Genomic DNA, 14,725 nt, shown 5'->3' on the forward strand with positions numbered 1-14,725 from the left:
GCGGCTACGATCCCGGATGTGAACCGCGAAGTGACTCTGCCTCTGATCGTCGATGACCGCGGGACCTTGCAGGTGGCCGCGGCCGACGTGAGCAAGCTGCTCCGCACGTTGGGCGGTCGTTGGCTGCATCTCGTCGAGGCCGGGGCGGACGGGCTCGACGAGGACACCGTCGCCGCGTTGACCATCGAGCTCGCGAAGCTGGCCGACCGGATCGATGTGGCGTGCATCGCGCACAGCAGCGGGGGTGCGCCGTAGTCCGTTGCCACCGATCGAGCGGCTTGCGCAGGCCCCGGGGAGGCGTCCCCGGGGCCGTGCCACGACGTCTGGCGGTGTCCTGGGACCCGCCCTAGCGGATCGGCATCCCCGACAGGGTGCGGGCGATCACCAGGCGCTGGATCTCGCTGGTGCCCTCGAAGATCGTGTAGATGGCCGCGTCGCGGTGCATGCGCTCCACCGGGTACTCCCTGGTGTAGCCGTTGCCGCCGAGGATCTGGATCGCCTGCGCGGTGACCTGCTTCGCGGTCTCGCTGGCGTACAGCTTCGACATCGAGCCCTCGGCGGCGGTGAACGGTTTTCCGTTGATCGCCATCCAGGACGCGCGCCAGACGAGCAGCCGCGCGGCGTCGATCTGGGTGCGCATGTCCGCGAGCTGGAAGGCGACGCCCTGGTTGTCGATGATCGGGCGGCCGAACTGCTCACGGGTCTTGGCGTAGTCGAGGGCCACCTCGTACGCGGCGCGGGCCGTGCCGACGGCCATGGCGCCGACCGCCGGCCGCGAGGCCTCGAAGGTCGCCATCGCCGCGTTCTTGACGCGCTCGCCACCGGTCCTCGCCCGCTCGCGGGCCCGCGCCAGCCGCTCGTCCAGCTTCTCCTTGCCGCCGAGGAGGCAGGAGCCGGGGATCCGCACGTTGTCGAGGATCACCTCGGCGGTGTGCGAGGCGCGGATGCCGTGCTTCTTGAACTTCTGGCCCTGGGCGAGACCCGGGGTGCCCGGCGGGACGATGAAGGAGGCGTGCCCCTTGGAGCCGAGTTCGGTGTCCACCGCCGCGACCACGACATGGACGTTGGCGATGCCGCCGTTGGTCGCCCAGGTCTTGGTGCCGTTGAGCACCCACTCGTCCTTGGCCTCGTCGTACACGGCACGCGTGCGCAGGGAGGCCACGTCGGAGCCGGCGTCGGGCTCGGAGGAGCAGAAGGCGGCCACCTTGACGTCGCTGGCGTCGCCGTACATCTGCGGGATCCAGGTGCCGATCTGCTCCTCGGTGCCGTTGGCGAGAACGCCCACGGCGGCGAGGCCGGTGCCCACGATCGACAGGGCGATGCCCGCGTCGCCCCAGAACAGCTCCTCCATGGCCATCGGGATACCGAGGCCGGTGGGGTCGAAGTACTGCTGGGCGTAGAAGTCGAGGGAGTAGATCCCGACCTTGGCGGCCTCCTGGATGACCGGCCAGGGAGTCTCCTCACGCTCGTCCCATTCGGCGGCCGCGGGGCGGATGACGTCGGCCGCGAAGCCGTGCAGCCAGTCCCGGACCTCCTTCTGTTCGTCGTTGAGCTCCATGGTGAACTCGGCCATGTCCCCTCCAGGGCGGAACGTGCGTGTTACTAGCGGTAACGCGAGTCTGTTACCGGTCGGTAGGAAAAGTCAACTCCTGCTGACGGCCCGGGAGCCCCCCGGCCCGTTCGATGTCAGGCTGCTGCCAGGTGTTAGTTTGCGCAGGCGTCACCGAATCAGCACGGGTGGGGAGAGCTCATGGACACCACGCAGCGGACCGAGCAGCAGCGGTCCGCCGACCGCCGAAGGCGCGAGCTGCTGGAGGCCGCCGACCGGGTGGTGCTGCGCGACGGCCCGCAGGCCTCGATGAACGCGATCGCGGCGGAGGCGGGCATCACCAAACCGATCCTCTACCGGCACTTCGGCGACAAGGGCGGACTCTACGCCGCGCTCGCCAAAAGGCACACGGACGCGCTGCTGGACTCGCTGCGGGCCGCGCTGGACGCGCCCGCCGAGCGGCGCGAACGGGTGGAGGCCACGCTGGACACCTACCTCGCCGCGATCGAGGCCCGGCCCCAGGTCTACCGCTTCCTGATGCATCCGTCGGACGGGTCGCCGGGCGAGCAGGGCTTCGACGTGGGCAAACACTCGGCGCCGCTGCTCCGGCGGATGGGTGAGGAGCTGGCCCAGGTCATCGAGGACCGGGTGGACCTCGGACCCGGCAGCCAGCAGCTGGCCCGGGTGTGGGGGCACGGGATCGTCGGGATGATGCACGCGGCCGGGGACTGGTGGCTGGGCGAGCGGCCCTGCACCCGTGCGGAGCTGGTGCGGAGTCTGGCCGATCTGTTGTGGGGTCGCCTCGCGGCGGCCGGCGACAAACTCGGCGGGCCCGGGTTCTGACGCTCGCCCGCCGGGCGCGGGACACGTGTGGGCGCTCGCGCCCACACGGCCCGGCCGTACGGCAACACCCCGCTCTAGGCGGGACCGGCCCCCCGGCTCCAGGAGGCCCGTGCGACCTGGCGCGTGAGTCTCCTCCTGCGCCACCCCGTCACGCGGTCCGCGTACACCGTGCCCTCCAGGTGGTCCGCCTCGTGCTGCAAGCATCTGGCAAAGAATCCGGTGCCGTGCACGGTGATCGGCTCGCCGGTCATCGTGAACCCCTCGACCACCGCGTGGTCGTGGCGCTCCGTGCCCGCCTCCAGACCCGGCAGGGACAGACAGCCCTCCGGGCCGCGCAGGACGATGCCGTCGGCCTCCACCAGCCGGGGGTTCACCACATGCCCCAGGTGGCGGACGTCCTCGTCGTCGGGACAGTCGTAGACGAAGACCCTCAGCGGCTCGCCCACCTGGTTCGCGGCGAGGCCCACGCCCTGGGCCGCGTACATCGTGGCGAACATGTCCTCGACCAGGCGGGCGAGTTCGGGGCCGAAGTCGGTGACGTCCTCGCAGCGGGTGTGCAGGACGGGGTCGCCGAGCAGGGAGAGGGGCCGGACGCGCCCGTGGGCGCCCGGGATGGAGCCGTGTCGCATGGCGGCAAGGGTACGGTCCTTTCTGACACGCGCATGCCGCTCACGGGCGTGAGGTGGTGCCGGGATTCGGGAGTGCGAATGGATCTCGATAGGCTGACCACCCACCACGTTGCCGTACGGCAGAGGCGCGGCGCGTACGCAAGGAGGATCGAGAACTGATGGCAGGCAACTCGGACCCGCTCACGCCGCGGGCCAAGATCGCCGTGACCGCCGGCAAAGCGGTCGCGGCGGCGTCGCGCGCCGCGGGGCGCGGCAGCGGTTCGGTGATCGGCGGCCGGGTGGCGCTCAAACTCGACCCCGACCTTCTCGCCCGGCTCGCCCAGAACCTGGACGTCATCCTCGTCTCGGCGACCAACGGCAAGACCACCACCACGCGGCTGATCGCCGAGGCACTGCGCGCCGCCGGACCGGTCGTGTCCAACGCGCTCGGCGCCAACATGCCGGCCGGCATCACCTCGGCCCTGGCCGGCGGATCCGACGCCCGCTACGGCGTGATCGAGGTCGACGAGAAGTACCTCGCGGGCGTGGCCCGGGACACCGCCCCCAAGTGCATCGCGCTGCTCAACCTCTCCCGGGACCAGCTGGACCGCGCCGCCGAGACCCGCATGCTCGCGGAGAACTGGCGTGAGGGGCTTGCCGGTTCGAAGGCCGTCGTGGTCGCCAACGCCGACGACCCGCTGGTGGTGTGGGCCGCCTCCTCCTCCCCCAACGTGATCTGGGTCGCCGCCGGGCAGATGTGGAAGGACGACGCCTGGTCGTGCCCGTCCTGCGGCGGTGTCATGCAGCGGCCCGGTGACGACTGGTTCTGCGGCGAGTGCGGGTTCCGGCGTCCGACGCCGAGCTGGGCGCTGTCCGGGGACCACGTGCTCGACCCGCACGGGTCCGCCTGGCCGATCCACCTCCAGCTGCCGGGCCGCGCCAACAAGGCCAACGCCGCCTCCTCGGCCGCCGTGGCCGCCGTCTTCGGGGTCCCGCCGCAGGTGGCGCTGGAGCGGATGTACCAGGTGCAGGCCGTCGCCGGACGCTATGACGTCGTCCAGTTCCAGGGGCGTGACCTGCGGCTGCTGCTCGCGAAGAACCCGGCGGGCTGGCTCGAGACGTTCAGCCTGATCGATCCGCCGCCCACCCCGGTGATCCTCTCGGTGAACGCGCGCGGCGCCGACGGCACCGACACCTCCTGGCTGTGGGACGTCGACTACACGCGGCTGACCGGCCACCCGATCTTCGTCGTCGGTGACCGGAAGCTGGACCTCGCGGTGCGCCTGGAGGTCGCCAACCAGCACTTCCAGGTGTGCGAGAACCTCGACCAGGCCGTGCAGCAGGCACCGCCGGGCCGGATCGAGGTCATCGCGAACTACACCGCGTTCCAGGACCTGCGCCGCCGCGTCGGCAACTGACCACTAAGGACGTTTCCATGAGCGACAACCAACTGCGGCTGGTGTGGATCTACCCGGACCTGCTGAGCACCTACGGCGACCAGGGCAACGCCCTCGTCGTCGAGCGCCGCGCCCGGCAGCGCGGCCTGGACGTGGCGCGTCTCGACGTGCGCAGCGACCAGCCGATCCCGACCTCCGGCGACATCTACCTCATCGGGGGCGGCGAGGACCGGCCGCAGCGACTCGCGGCGGAGCGGCTGCGCCGGGACGGGCACCTGTACCAGGCGGTGCAGAACGGCGCGATCGTCTTCGCGGTGTGTGCCGGGTACCAGATCCTGGGCCACGAGTTCGTGAACGACCTCGGCCAGCGTGAGCCCGGTCTCGGCCTGCTGGACGTGACGACGACGCGCGGCGAGGGCGAGCGGTGTGTCGGCGACGTCCTCGGGGACATCGACCCGCGGCTCGGTCTGCCCCCGCTGACCGGCTTCGAGAACCACCAGGGCGTCACCCACCTCGGCCCGACCGCCCGCCCGCTCGCCCGCGTCTCGCTCGGCAAGGGCAACGGCACCGGCGACGGCACCGAGGGCGCGTACAACGACACCGTGTTCGGCACGTACATGCACGGCCCGGTGCTCGCCCGCAACCCGCTGATCGCGGACCTGCTGCTGAAGCTGGCGCTCGACGTGAACGCGCTGCCGCCGATCGACGACCGCTGGTACGAGGCGCTCCGCAACGAGCGCATCACGGCCGCGCAGCAGCCCGCGTAGGAACTGCCGCGCAACAGCCCGCGCAGGAACAGCCGTGCGGCTGCCTGCGCAGACGCTGTTGCGCGGCAGTCTGCGTGACCGTGTGTTCACCTGATTTTCAGGGTGTCGTCAGCAGCCCGTCTGACAGTGCATCCGCACAGGTGAGCAGGCGCGTCCAGCAGGCGGACGCGTGCTTCGGCCCCGCCCCCTCCTGCCGCTAGGGTGGCGGGGATTCGAGCCGGACAATGTGGTCCGGACCGGCCCACGTGGAGAAGGTTGTTTCGGGCTATGCGCATTGGTGTCCTCACGTCCGGCGGCGACTGCCCCGGCCTGAACGCCGTCATCCGGTCCGTCGTGCACCGTGCCGTCGCCGACCACGGCGACGAGGTCATCGGCTTCCGGGACGGCTGGAAGGGCCTCCTGGAGTGCGACTACCTCAAGCTCGACCTCGACGCGGTGGGCGGCATCCTCGCCCGCGGCGGCACGATCCTCGGCTCCTCCCGGGTCCAGCCCTCGCATCTGCGGGACGGCGTGGAGCGGGCCCGGGGCCATGTCGCGGAGCTCGGCCTCGACGCGATCATCCCCATCGGGGGTGAGGGCACGCTCAAGGCGGCGAAGCTGATGTACGACAGCGGGCTGCCCATCGTGGGCGTGCCGAAGACAATCGACAACGACATCGCCGTCACCGACGTCACCTTCGGTTTCGACACGGCGGTCGGGGTCGCGACCGAGGCGCTGGACCGGCTGAAGACCACCGCCGAGTCCCACCAGCGGGTGCTCGTCGTCGAGGTCATGGGACGCCACACCGGCTGGATAGCTCTCCAGTCCGGCATGGCGGCCGGCGCCCACGCCATCGTCGTACCGGAACGGCCCTTCGACATCGACGAACTGGCCCGCCGGGTCGGCGAGCGGTTCGAGGCGGGCAAGCGGTTCGCGATCGTCGTCGCGGCCGAGGGCGCGAAGCCGAAGGCCGGCAGCATGGCCTTCGACGAGGGCGCGAAGGACATCTACGGGCACGAGCGGTTCGCCGGGATCGCCCGGCAGCTCTCCATCGAGCTGGAGTCCCGGCTCGGCAAGGAGGCCCGGCCGGTCATCCTGGGGCATGTGCAGCGCGGCGGCACGCCGACGGCGTACGACCGGGTGCTCGCCACGCGGTTCGGCTGGCACGCGGTGGAGGCGGTGCACCGGGGCGAGTTCGGGAAGATGACGGCCCTGCGCGGGACGGACATCGTGATGGCGCCGCTGGCCGACGCGGTCGCGACGCTCAAGACCGTTCCCGAGGATCGGTACGCGGAGGCGGAGACCGTCCTCTAGCCCGTCCGGTCGGGTGCGGGTCCGCCGTGACGGCCCCGCGCCCCTGGGACAGGGCCGTTCGCCCCCGGTGACAGAGGTCGCCGGGGGCTTCTCTACTCTTGTGGGCGGCAGGAAACGTACAACCCCCCACGAATCAGGAGCCGGCGGCATGGAACACAGCGGGCACGGCATGACCATGGATCTGCCGCCGTTCACGCTGGGGCGGGGCCTTCAGTGGTCGGCGGACCCGTTCTTCCTCGTCGGCTGTCTGGTGGGGCTGGCGCTCTACGGCTGGGGCGTCCTGCGGCTGCGCAGGCGCGGGGACGCGTGGCCGGTGGGGCGGACCGTGTCGTTCGTCGTCGGGGTGCTGACCATCGGGCTCGTCATGTGCACCCGGCTGAACGACTACGGCATGGTCATGTTCAGCGTGCACATGGTGCAGCACATGGTGATCAGCATGCTGTCGCCGATCCTGATCCTGCTGGGCGCGCCGATGACGCTGGCGCTGCGTGCGCTGCCGGCCGCCGGACGGGGTCGCAAGGGGCCGCGCGAGCTGCTGCTGATGCTGCTGCACAGCCGCTACATGCGCATCGTCACCCATCCCGCGTTCACCATCCCGCTGTTCATCGCGAGCCTGTACGCGCTGTACTTCACGCCGATCTTCGACTTCCTGATGGGCTCCAGGGCGGGGCACCTCGCGATGATGGTGCACTTCCTCGCCGTGGGTGTGGTGTTCTTCTGGCCGATCATCGGCGTGGACCCGGGGCCGAACCGGCCGGGCTATCTGATGCGGATGCTGGAGCTGTTCGCGGGCATGCCGTTCCACGCGTTCTTCGGCATCGCGCTGATGATGGCCTCGCAGCCGATGGTCGAGACGTTCGAGAACCCGCCCGCCTCGCTCGGCATCGACGCGCTCTCCGACCAGAACGCGGCCGGCGGCATCGCCTGGGCGTTCAGCGAGATCCCGTCCGTGCTGGTGCTGATCGCGCTGCTCTTCCAGTGGTACGGCTCCGAGCAACGGCAGGCCAAACGCAAGGACCGGGCCGCGGACCGCGACGGCGACCAGGAGCTGGAGGCGTACAACGCCTATCTTGCGTCGCTCGACGCACACGGGCGCTGAACCCGGGGCACCATGGAGGGACGCGCCCTGCGGAGGGCGGCCCCGAGGAAGGTGTCGCGATGGCAGGTACCACGGACAGTTCCACGAAGACCATGGGGGTGCTCACCGTCGGCGGACTCGTCGCGGTGACCGCCTACACGGTGGCGCTCGGCAGCAACGGCTGGCTGTGGTTCGGCTGGGTCGTGCTGGGGCTGATCACGCTCGCCATGATCATGACACGGCCCGGCCCTGGCCACCGGTGAGGCGGGCCGCCGAGTGGACGCCCGGCTGGTACTTCGGCAGCCGGGCGGTGATCTTCATCCCTGCCCCCAGGGCCGTCTCGATGACCAGGCCGTAGTCGTCGCCGTACACCTGGCGGAGCCGGTCGTCCACGTTGGACAGGCCGATACCCCCCGAGGGGCTCACCTCGCCGGCCAGGATGCGGCGCAGCGCGACCGGGTCCATGCCGGCGCCGTCGTCCTCGATGACGACCAGGGCCTCGGCGCCGGCGTCCTGCGCGGTGATCTGGATATGGCATCGGTCGGCCTTGCCCTCCAGGCCGTGTTTGACGGCGTTCTCGACGAGCGGCTGGAGGCAGAGGAAGGGAAGGGCCACCGGGAGGACCTCGGGGGCTATCTGGAGGGTGACGGCGAGGCGGTCGCCGAACCGGGCCCGCACCAGCGCCAGGTAGTGGTCGATGGCGTGCAGTTCGTCGGCCAGGGTGGTGAAGTCGCCGTGCCTGCGGAACGAGTAGCGGGTGAAGTCGGCGAACTCCAGGAGCAGCTCGCGGGCGCGTTCGGGATCGGTGCGGACGAACGACGCGATCACAGCGAGCGAGTTGAAGACGAAGTGCGGGGAGATCTGGGCGCGCAGGGCCTTGATCTCCGCCTCGATCAGTTTCGTACGGGACTGGTCGAGGTCCGCCAGCTCCAGTTGGACGCTCACCCAGCGGGCCACCTCGCCGGCCGCCCGGACCAGGACGGCGGACTCGCGGGGCGCGCAGGCCACGAGGACGCCGTGCACCCGGTCGTCGACGGTGAGCGGGGTGAGAACGGCCCAGCGGACGGGGCAGTCGGCGTGCTCGCAGGTGAGCCGGAAGGCCTCGCCGCGCCCGCTCTCCAGGGGGCCGGCCAGCCGTTCCATGATCTCCGTGCGGTGATGTGACCCCACGCCGTCCCAGACCAGCACCTGCGTCTCGTCGGTCAGGCACAGCGCGTCCGTGCCGAGCAGGGTGCGCAGCCTGCGGGCCGACCTGCGGGCCGTCTCCTCCGTGAGGCCTGCCCTGAGCGGGGGCGCGGCGAGCGAGGCGGTGTGCAGGGTCTCGAAGGTGGCGTGCTCGACGGGGGTGCCCAGGCCGCCGAGGTTCTCGGGGCGGGCGGTGCGGCGGCCCAGCCAGAAGCCCGCGGCGAGGAAGGGGAGGATCGCGATGCAGACGCCCGCCAGGAAGCCGCTCATGCCTTCGCCTCCGCCGCCCGCAGCTCTTCCGTGCGCAGTTCCTCGGGCAGGTGGAACCGGGCCAGGATCGCCGCCGTGCCGGCCGGGACCCGCCCCGGGGTGGCCAGGGACACCAGGATCATGGTGAGGAAGCCGAGCGGTACGGACCACAGCGCGGGCCAGGCGAGCAGCGCGTGCAGGCCGCCCGTGCCGGGGAAGCCCGCCATGGTCGCGGCGACGGCGAGGAACGCCGAACCGCCGCCCACCAGCATCCCGGCGGCCGCGCCGGGCGGGGTCAGCCGTCGCCACCAGATGCCGAGGACGAGGAGCGGGCAGAAGGAGGACGCCGACACCGCGAAGGCCAGCCCGACCGCGTCGGCCACCGGCAGCCCGCCCACCAGCCGGCTCGCGGCGAGGGGTACGGCCATGGCGAGCCCGGTGCCCAGCCGGAAGTGCCGGACGCCCCGGGCCGGCAGGACGTCCTGGGTGAGCACGCCCGCGACGGCCATCGTCAGCCCGGACGCCGTGGACAGGAACGCGGCGAAGGCTCCCCCGGCGACCAGCGCGCCCAGCAGGTCGCCGCCGAGGCCGCCGATCACCCGGTCGGGCAGCAGCAGCACGGCCGCGTCGGCGTCGCCGCTGAGGGCCAGCTCGGGGGCGTAGAGGCGGCCCAGGGCGCCGTAGACGGGCGGCAGCAGGTAGAAGGCGCCGATCAGGGCGAGGACGGCGACCGTGGTGCGGCGGGCGGCGACTCCGTGCGGGCTGGTGTAGAAGCGGACGACGACGTGCGGCAGGCCCATGGTGCCGAGGAAGGTCGCGAGGATCAGGCCGTAGGTGGCGTACAGGGGGCGTTCCTCGCGGCCGGCGGCGAGGGAGGTGGACATGCCGCCGTTGCTGCCGCGCTCGGCGACGGGGACGGCGGTGCCCTCGGCGAAGGTGAGGCGGGTGCCCCGCTCGATGTGGTGGGTGCCGACGGGGAGCCGGAGCACGGCGTCCTGGTGCGGACGGCCGTCGACGCGGCCGTCCACCGTCACGGTCAGGGGGCGGTCCAGTCGGAGGTCGAGGGTGTCGTCGACCCGGACGACGCGCTGGTCGCGGAAGGTGGCCGGTTCCCCGAAGGCGTCACGGGGCGCGCCGTCGCCCTGCCAGGCGAGGACGAGGAAGAGGGCCGGGACGAGGAGGGCGGTGAGCTTGAGCCAGTACTGGAAGGCCTGCACGAAGGTGATGCTGCGCATGCCGCCCGCGGCGACGATCGCGGTGACCACGACCGCGACGATCAGACCGCCGAGCGAGTCGGGGGCGCCGGTCAGGACGGTCAACGTCAGTCCCGCGCCCTGGAGTTGGGGCAACAGGTAGAGCCAGCCGACGCCGACCACGAAGGCGCCCGCGAGCCGCCGGGACGACTGCGAGCCGAGACGGGCCTCGGCGAAGTCGGGGAGGGTGTAGGCGCCGGAGCGGCGCAGCGGGGCCGCGACGAAGAGGAGCAGCACCAGATAGCCGGCGGTGTAGCCGACCGGGTACCAGAGCATGTCCGGCCCCTGGACCAGGACCAGCCCCGCGATGCCGAGGAAGGAGGCGGCGGAGAGGTACTCGCCGCTGATGGCGGCCGCGTTGAGGCGCGGGCCGACGGTGCGGGAGGCGACGTAGAAGTCGGAGGTGGTGCGGGAGATGCGCAGGCCGAAGGCGCCGACGAGGACGGTCGCGACGACGACGAGCGCGACGGCGGGGACGGCGAAGGCCGAGTTCATCGGTCCTCGACCAGGCGTATGAAGTCCCGCTCGTTGCGTTCGGCGCGGCGCACGTACCAGCGGGCGAGCAGCACGAGCGGGGCGTAGAGGCAGAAGCCGAGGACCGCCCATTCGAGGCGGTGGGCATCGGGCATCGCCGCGAAGAGCAGCGGCAGCGGGCCCACGAGCAGGGTGAGGACGGCGAACACCGCGAGCGCGGCCCGCAGTTGGGAGCGCATCAAGGAGCGGACGTAGGTGTGACCGAGGGTGGTCTGCTCGTCGATCTCGGTGCGCGGCCGGTAGTAGCCGGAGGCGCGGAGGGTGCGACGGGCGGGCCCGGTGACGACTACACGCCGCTCGGCGGGGTCCTGGTTCGGCACGGTCAGGGCCTCCTCATCAGCAGGTCCCGCAGTTCTCGGGCGTGGCGGCGGCTGACCTGGAGTTCCTCGCCGCCCACCAGGACGCTCACCGTGCCCGCGTCCAGGCGGAGTTCGCCTATGTGGCGCAGGGCGACGAGATGGCGGCGGTGGATGCGGACGAAGCCGCGGGCCCGCCAGCGCTCCTCCAGGGTGGACAGCGGGATCCGGACCAGATGGCTGCCGCGGTCGGTGTGCAGCCGGGCGTAGTCGCCGCGGGCCTCGACATGGGTGATGTCGTCGACGGCGACGAAGCGGGTCACACCGCCGAGTTCGACGGGTATGTGGTCCGGGTCGGGCTCGTGCACGGGGATGCGCGGAGCGGCTCCGCGCCGCTCGGCGGCTCTGAGTTCGACGGCGCGGCGGACCGCCTCGGCGAGCCGTTCCTTGCGGACGGGTTTGAGGACGTAGTCGACGGCCTTGAGGTCGAAGGCCTGGACGGCGAAGTCCTCGTGGGCGGTGACGAACACGACCAGGGGCGGCCGCGCGAAGCCGGTGAGGAGACGCGCGAGGTCGAGGCCGTCGAGGCCGGGCATCTGGATGTCCAGGAAGACCACGTCGATGGCTTCGGGGCCGTCGGGCCCGGACTCCAGGGCACGGTTGATGCGGCGCAGCGCCTCGGTCGCGTCGCCTGCTCCCTCCACGGTGCCGATCCGGGGGTCCGCGGTGAGCAGGTAGAGCAGCTCCTCCAGCGAGGGGCGTTCGTCGTCGACGGCGAGGGCGCGCAGCATGAAGGTGGAGTGTAGGGGCGATCCGCACGACTGGACATGCACCGGGGTGTGGACGTATGCGCTGGATACAGTGCCCGCATGAACAGCACGCCCGCCCCTTTCGACGAACTCGACCGGAAGATCATCACCGCTCTGATGGCGAACGCCAGGACGAGCTTCGCCGAGATCGGGACGGCCGTCGGCCTGTCCTCGACGGCGGTCAAGCGCCGGGTGGACCGGCTGCGGGACACCGGAGTGATCACGGGATTCACGGCCACCGTGCAGCCGTCGGCGCTGGGCTGGCGCACGGAGGCGTACGTGGAGGTGTACTGCGAGGGCGCCGCGCCCCCGAGGCGCCTCGCGGAGGTGGCACGCAACCATCCCGAGATCACCGCGGCGATGACGGTGACGGGCGGGGCGGACGCGCTGCTGCATGTGCGGGCGCGGGACGTGGAGCACTTCGAGAACGTGCTGGAGCGCATCCGGTCCGAGCCCTTCATCCGGAAGACGATCAGCGTGATGGTGCTGTCCCATCTGCTGCCGGACAGCCCCGAGGCGGGCGCGAGCCAGCCCGCTCCCGAATAAACCTGCATCGGCGCAGTGAACCTGCGTTGACCAGGCACATCACGCAGCATTCCTGCGTCGACACGCAATGCATGTTCCTTGTCGGGCGTCCCCGTCAGTTCCTACCGTGGTGTCAATCCCTCAGTCGACTCCGTAGGAAAAGGGAAAGGTGGAGGTACCTCACTGTGACCGAAACCCGTGTGCGGCGCCCTCGGCGCTTCCTCGTCTGCGAACCCAGACACTTCGCCGTGCAGTACGCGATCAACCCCTGGATGCGTCCCGACAGCCCCGTCGACGTCGACCTCGCCCAGGAGCAGTGGCAGGGACTGGTCCGCGCCTACCGGGCCCACGGCCACACCGTGGACACCGTGGAGCCGGCCCCCGGCCTCCCGGACATGGTCTTCGCCGCGAACTCGGCGGTCGTGGTGGCGGGCCGGGTCTTCGGCTCCCTGTTCCACGCGCCCGAGCGGCGGCCCGAGTCCGTCCACTACGACACCTGGTTCAAGGCGGCGGGCTACGACGTCCACCGGCCGGAGTCCGTCTGCGAGGGCGAGGGCGACCTGGTGTGGACGGGGCGGTACGTGCTGGCCGGCACCGGCTTCCGGACGACCCGTGAGGCGCACCGGGAGGTGCAGGAGTTCTTCGGCCACCCGGTGATCAGCCTGACCCTGGTGGACCCGCACTTCTACCACCTGGACACGGCGCTGTTCGTCCTCGACGACGACAACATCTCGTACTACCCGGAGGCGTTCTCCTCCGGCAGCCGTGAGGTGCTCGCCCGGCTGTATCCGGACGCGGTGCTCGCCACCCGCGACGACGCCATGGTGTTCGGCCTGAACTCGGTCTCCGACGGGCGCCATGTGTTCATCGCGCCCCGGGCCGAGGCCCTCGCCTCCCGTCTCACCGAGCGCGGCTATGTCCCCGTCCCCGTCGACCTCTCGGAGTTCCAGAAGGCCGGCGGTGGCATCAAGTGCTGCACGCAGGAGATCCGTTCATGACCGCACCCGTCGTCCCGACGCGCACCTCCGCCGATCTGATCCGCGCCGAGGAGCCCGTCCTCGCGCACAACTACCACCCGCTGCCCGTGGTCGTCGCGAGCGCCGAGGGCGCCTGGGTGACGGACGTCGAGGGACGCCGCTACCTCGACATGCTGGCCGGCTACTCGGCCCTCAACTTCGGCCACCGGCACCCACTGCTGATCGAGGCGGCCCACCGCCAGCTGGACCGTCTCACCCTCACCTCCCGCGCCTTCCACAACGACCGCCTCGCCGAGTTCGCCGAGCGGCTCGCCGAGCTGACCGGCCTGGACATGGTCCTGCCGATGAACACGGGCGCGGAGGCCGTCGAGAGCGGCATCAAGGTGGCCCGCAAGTGGGCGTACGAGGTGAAGGGCGTACCCGCCGACCGGGCGACCATCGTGGTGGCCGCCGAGAACTTCCACGGCCGTACGACGACGATCGTGAGCTTCTCGACGGACGAGACGGCGCGGGCGGGCTTCGGGCCGTTCACCCCGGGCTTCCGGATCGTGCCGTACAACGACCTGGCCGCGCTGGAGGCGGCCGTGGACGAGACGACGGCGGCGGTGCTGATCGAGCCGATCCAGGGCGAGGCGGGCGTCGTCATCCCCGACGACGGCTATCTGGCCGGGGTCCGGGAGCTGACCCGCCGCCGGAACTGCCTGTTCATCGCGGACGAGATCCAGTCCGGGCTCGGCCGTACCGGGCGGACGCTCGCCGTGGAGCACGAGGGGGTCGTGCCCGACGTGCTGCTGCTCGGCAAGGCGCTGGGCGGCGGGATCGTGCCGGTGTCGGCGGTGGTGGCCCGGCGGGAGGTGCTGTCGGTACTGCGGCCGGGCGAGCACGGGTCGACGTTCGGCGGCAATCCGCTCGCCGCCGCGGTCGGTACGGCGGTGGTGGAGCTGCTGGAGACGGGTGAGTTCCAGCGCCGGGCGACCGAGCTGGGCGTGGTCCTGCGGGACGGGCTGACCGGGCTGGTCGGCAAGGGCGTCGTCGGATTCCGGGCGCGCGGGCTGTGGGCGGGCGTCGACATCGACCCGGCACTGGGCACCGGCCGCGAGGTGAGCGAGCGCCTCATGCGCAAGGGCGTCCTGGTCAAGGACACCCACGGCTCGACCATCCGGCTCGCGCCGCCGCTGACCGTCACCGGTGAGGAACTGGCCTCGGCGCTGGCCACCTTGGAGAGCGTGCTGACACGCGACGCCTGAGGAACGCGCCCCGCGAGGGGCGCGGATTCCCGGCCGCGCCGGCGCGCGGCCACCGCCTCCCGGGTGGCTCGGCCGCTGTCGTGCAGGCAGGGTGAAGATTGAGTCAGGAGGTGGT

General features: G+C 71.5%; 16 protein-coding genes. 10 read left to right on the forward strand and 6 right to left on the reverse strand.

Annotation, left to right across the window (positions count from 1 at the left end; genetic code table 11):
- Positions 1-18 precede the first annotated feature (18 nt).
- Positions 19-255: a DUF6213 family protein gene (locus tag OG736_RS07790; protein ID WP_028807142.1), complete on the forward strand. Its 237-nt coding sequence runs from the start codon at positions 19-21 to the stop codon at positions 253-255.
- A gap of 91 nt (positions 256-346) precedes the next feature.
- Here the strand turns inward: OG736_RS07790 and OG736_RS07795 are convergent, their stop codons facing one another.
- Positions 347-1,573, reverse strand: coding sequence for an acyl-CoA dehydrogenase family protein (locus tag OG736_RS07795; protein WP_054240462.1), 1,227 nt, complete (start codon positions 1,571-1,573; stop codon positions 347-349).
- Positions 1,574-1,750: 177 nt separating this feature from the next.
- Between OG736_RS07795 and OG736_RS07800 the strand changes: the two genes are divergently transcribed.
- Positions 1,751-2,392, forward strand: coding sequence for a TetR/AcrR family transcriptional regulator (locus tag OG736_RS07800; protein WP_020131608.1), 642 nt, complete (start codon positions 1,751-1,753; stop codon positions 2,390-2,392).
- Between the two features lie 74 nt (positions 2,393-2,466).
- Here OG736_RS07800 and def read toward each other — a convergent pair whose 3' ends face one another.
- Positions 2,467-3,021, reverse strand: a complete 555-nt coding sequence (gene def, locus OG736_RS07805; protein ID WP_327181797.1) for a peptide deformylase — start codon at positions 3,019-3,021, stop codon at positions 2,467-2,469.
- Positions 3,022-3,179: 158 nt separating this feature from the next.
- Here def and OG736_RS07810 point away from each other — a divergent pair, with 158 nt between their 5' ends.
- The 5 genes from OG736_RS07810 to OG736_RS07830 all read left to right on the forward strand — a co-directional run bounded on the left by OG736_RS07810 (position 3,180) and on the right by OG736_RS07830 (position 7,798).
- On the forward strand, positions 3,180-4,418 hold the full coding sequence (locus tag OG736_RS07810; protein ID WP_327181798.1) for a MurT ligase domain-containing protein: 1,239 nt from the start codon (positions 3,180-3,182) through the stop codon (positions 4,416-4,418).
- A gap of 17 nt (positions 4,419-4,435) precedes the next feature.
- Positions 4,436-5,164, forward strand: a complete 729-nt coding sequence (locus OG736_RS07815) for a type 1 glutamine amidotransferase (protein WP_327181799.1) — start codon at positions 4,436-4,438, stop codon at positions 5,162-5,164.
- 267 nt (positions 5,165-5,431) lie between these two features.
- A complete protein-coding gene (locus tag OG736_RS07820) occupies positions 5,432-6,457 on the forward strand; it encodes a 6-phosphofructokinase (protein WP_054240459.1) in 1,026 nt (341 codons plus the stop codon).
- Positions 6,458-6,605: 148 nt separating this feature from the next.
- Positions 6,606-7,556: a cytochrome c oxidase assembly protein gene (locus tag OG736_RS07825; protein ID WP_327181800.1), complete on the forward strand. Its 951-nt coding sequence runs from the start codon at positions 6,606-6,608 to the stop codon at positions 7,554-7,556.
- Positions 7,557-7,615: 59 nt separating this feature from the next.
- Positions 7,616-7,798 (forward strand): hypothetical protein, encoded by a 183-nt coding sequence (locus tag OG736_RS07830; RefSeq protein ID WP_020131614.1) that lies wholly within the window; start codon positions 7,616-7,618, stop codon positions 7,796-7,798.
- On the opposite strand, the gene OG736_RS07835 is transcribed toward OG736_RS07830, so the two are convergent.
- The 4 genes from OG736_RS07835 to OG736_RS07850 are packed head-to-tail and all read right to left on the reverse strand — an operon-like array spanning position 7,767 to position 11,843.
- Positions 7,767-8,990: a sensor histidine kinase gene (locus OG736_RS07835; protein WP_327181801.1), complete on the reverse strand. Its 1,224-nt coding sequence runs from the start codon at positions 8,988-8,990 to the stop codon at positions 7,767-7,769. The two genes, OG736_RS07830 and OG736_RS07835, sit on opposite strands and share 32 nt — an antisense overlap.
- Positions 8,987-10,717 (reverse strand): sodium/solute symporter, encoded by a 1,731-nt coding sequence (locus OG736_RS07840; protein WP_327181802.1) that lies wholly within the window; start codon positions 10,715-10,717, stop codon positions 8,987-8,989. Before OG736_RS07840 ends, OG736_RS07835 begins: the two co-directional genes overlap by 4 nt.
- Positions 10,714-11,076 (reverse strand): hypothetical protein, encoded by a 363-nt coding sequence (locus OG736_RS07845; protein WP_327181803.1) that lies wholly within the window; start codon positions 11,074-11,076, stop codon positions 10,714-10,716. The genes OG736_RS07840 and OG736_RS07845 overlap by 4 nt, the downstream gene beginning before the upstream one ends.
- Before the next feature lie 2 nt (positions 11,077-11,078).
- Positions 11,079-11,843, reverse strand: a complete 765-nt coding sequence (locus OG736_RS07850; protein WP_327181804.1) for a LytR/AlgR family response regulator transcription factor — start codon at positions 11,841-11,843, stop codon at positions 11,079-11,081.
- A gap of 78 nt (positions 11,844-11,921) precedes the next feature.
- Here OG736_RS07850 and OG736_RS07855 point away from each other — a divergent pair, with 78 nt between their 5' ends.
- From OG736_RS07855 to rocD, 3 genes are all read left to right on the forward strand, one after another.
- Positions 11,922-12,407, forward strand: a complete 486-nt coding sequence (locus tag OG736_RS07855; protein WP_020131619.1) for an Lrp/AsnC family transcriptional regulator — start codon at positions 11,922-11,924, stop codon at positions 12,405-12,407.
- Positions 12,408-12,571: 164 nt separating this feature from the next.
- The gene (gene ddaH / locus OG736_RS07860; protein WP_054240453.1) at positions 12,572-13,384 is read left to right on the forward strand and encodes a dimethylargininase; all 813 of its coding nucleotides are present in this window, start codon (positions 12,572-12,574) and stop codon (positions 13,382-13,384) included.
- A complete protein-coding gene (rocD, locus tag OG736_RS07865) occupies positions 13,381-14,610 on the forward strand; it encodes an ornithine--oxo-acid transaminase (RefSeq protein WP_327181805.1) in 1,230 nt (409 codons plus the stop codon). Before ddaH ends, rocD begins: the two co-directional genes overlap by 4 nt.
- Positions 14,611-14,725: the final 115 nt, after the last annotated feature.

Source organism: Streptomyces sp. NBC_01334 (assembly GCF_035983595.1).
GTDB classification, from domain to species: domain Bacteria; phylum Actinomycetota; class Actinomycetes; order Streptomycetales; family Streptomycetaceae; genus Streptomyces; species Streptomyces coriariae.

Excerpts from the sequence above, each read along its gene's own strand:
- OG736_RS07795 (WP_054240462.1), bottom strand. The coding sequence starts at position 1,573 with ATGGCCGAGTTCACCATGGAGCTCAACGACGAACAGAAGGAGGTCCGG.
- OG736_RS07800 (WP_020131608.1), top strand. The coding sequence starts at position 1,751 with ATGGACACCACGCAGCGGACCGAGCAGCAGCGGTCCGCCGACCGCCGA.
- def (WP_327181797.1), bottom strand. The coding sequence starts at position 3,021 with ATGCGACACGGCTCCATCCCGGGCGCCCACGGGCGCGTCCGGCCCCTC.
- OG736_RS07810 (WP_327181798.1), top strand. The coding sequence starts at position 3,180 with ATGGCAGGCAACTCGGACCCGCTCACGCCGCGGGCCAAGATCGCCGTG.
- OG736_RS07815 (WP_327181799.1), top strand. The coding sequence starts at position 4,436 with ATGAGCGACAACCAACTGCGGCTGGTGTGGATCTACCCGGACCTGCTG.
- OG736_RS07820 (WP_054240459.1), top strand. The coding sequence starts at position 5,432 with ATGCGCATTGGTGTCCTCACGTCCGGCGGCGACTGCCCCGGCCTGAAC.
- OG736_RS07825 (WP_327181800.1), top strand. The coding sequence starts at position 6,606 with ATGGAACACAGCGGGCACGGCATGACCATGGATCTGCCGCCGTTCACG.
- OG736_RS07830 (WP_020131614.1), top strand. The coding sequence starts at position 7,616 with ATGGCAGGTACCACGGACAGTTCCACGAAGACCATGGGGGTGCTCACC.
- OG736_RS07835 (WP_327181801.1), bottom strand. The coding sequence starts at position 8,990 with ATGAGCGGCTTCCTGGCGGGCGTCTGCATCGCGATCCTCCCCTTCCTC.
- OG736_RS07840 (WP_327181802.1), bottom strand. The coding sequence starts at position 10,717 with ATGAACTCGGCCTTCGCCGTCCCCGCCGTCGCGCTCGTCGTCGTCGCG.
- OG736_RS07850 (WP_327181804.1), bottom strand. The coding sequence starts at position 11,843 with ATGCTGCGCGCCCTCGCCGTCGACGACGAACGCCCCTCGCTGGAGGAG.
- OG736_RS07855 (WP_020131619.1), top strand. The coding sequence starts at position 11,922 with ATGAACAGCACGCCCGCCCCTTTCGACGAACTCGACCGGAAGATCATC.
- rocD (WP_327181805.1), top strand. The coding sequence starts at position 13,381 with ATGACCGCACCCGTCGTCCCGACGCGCACCTCCGCCGATCTGATCCGC.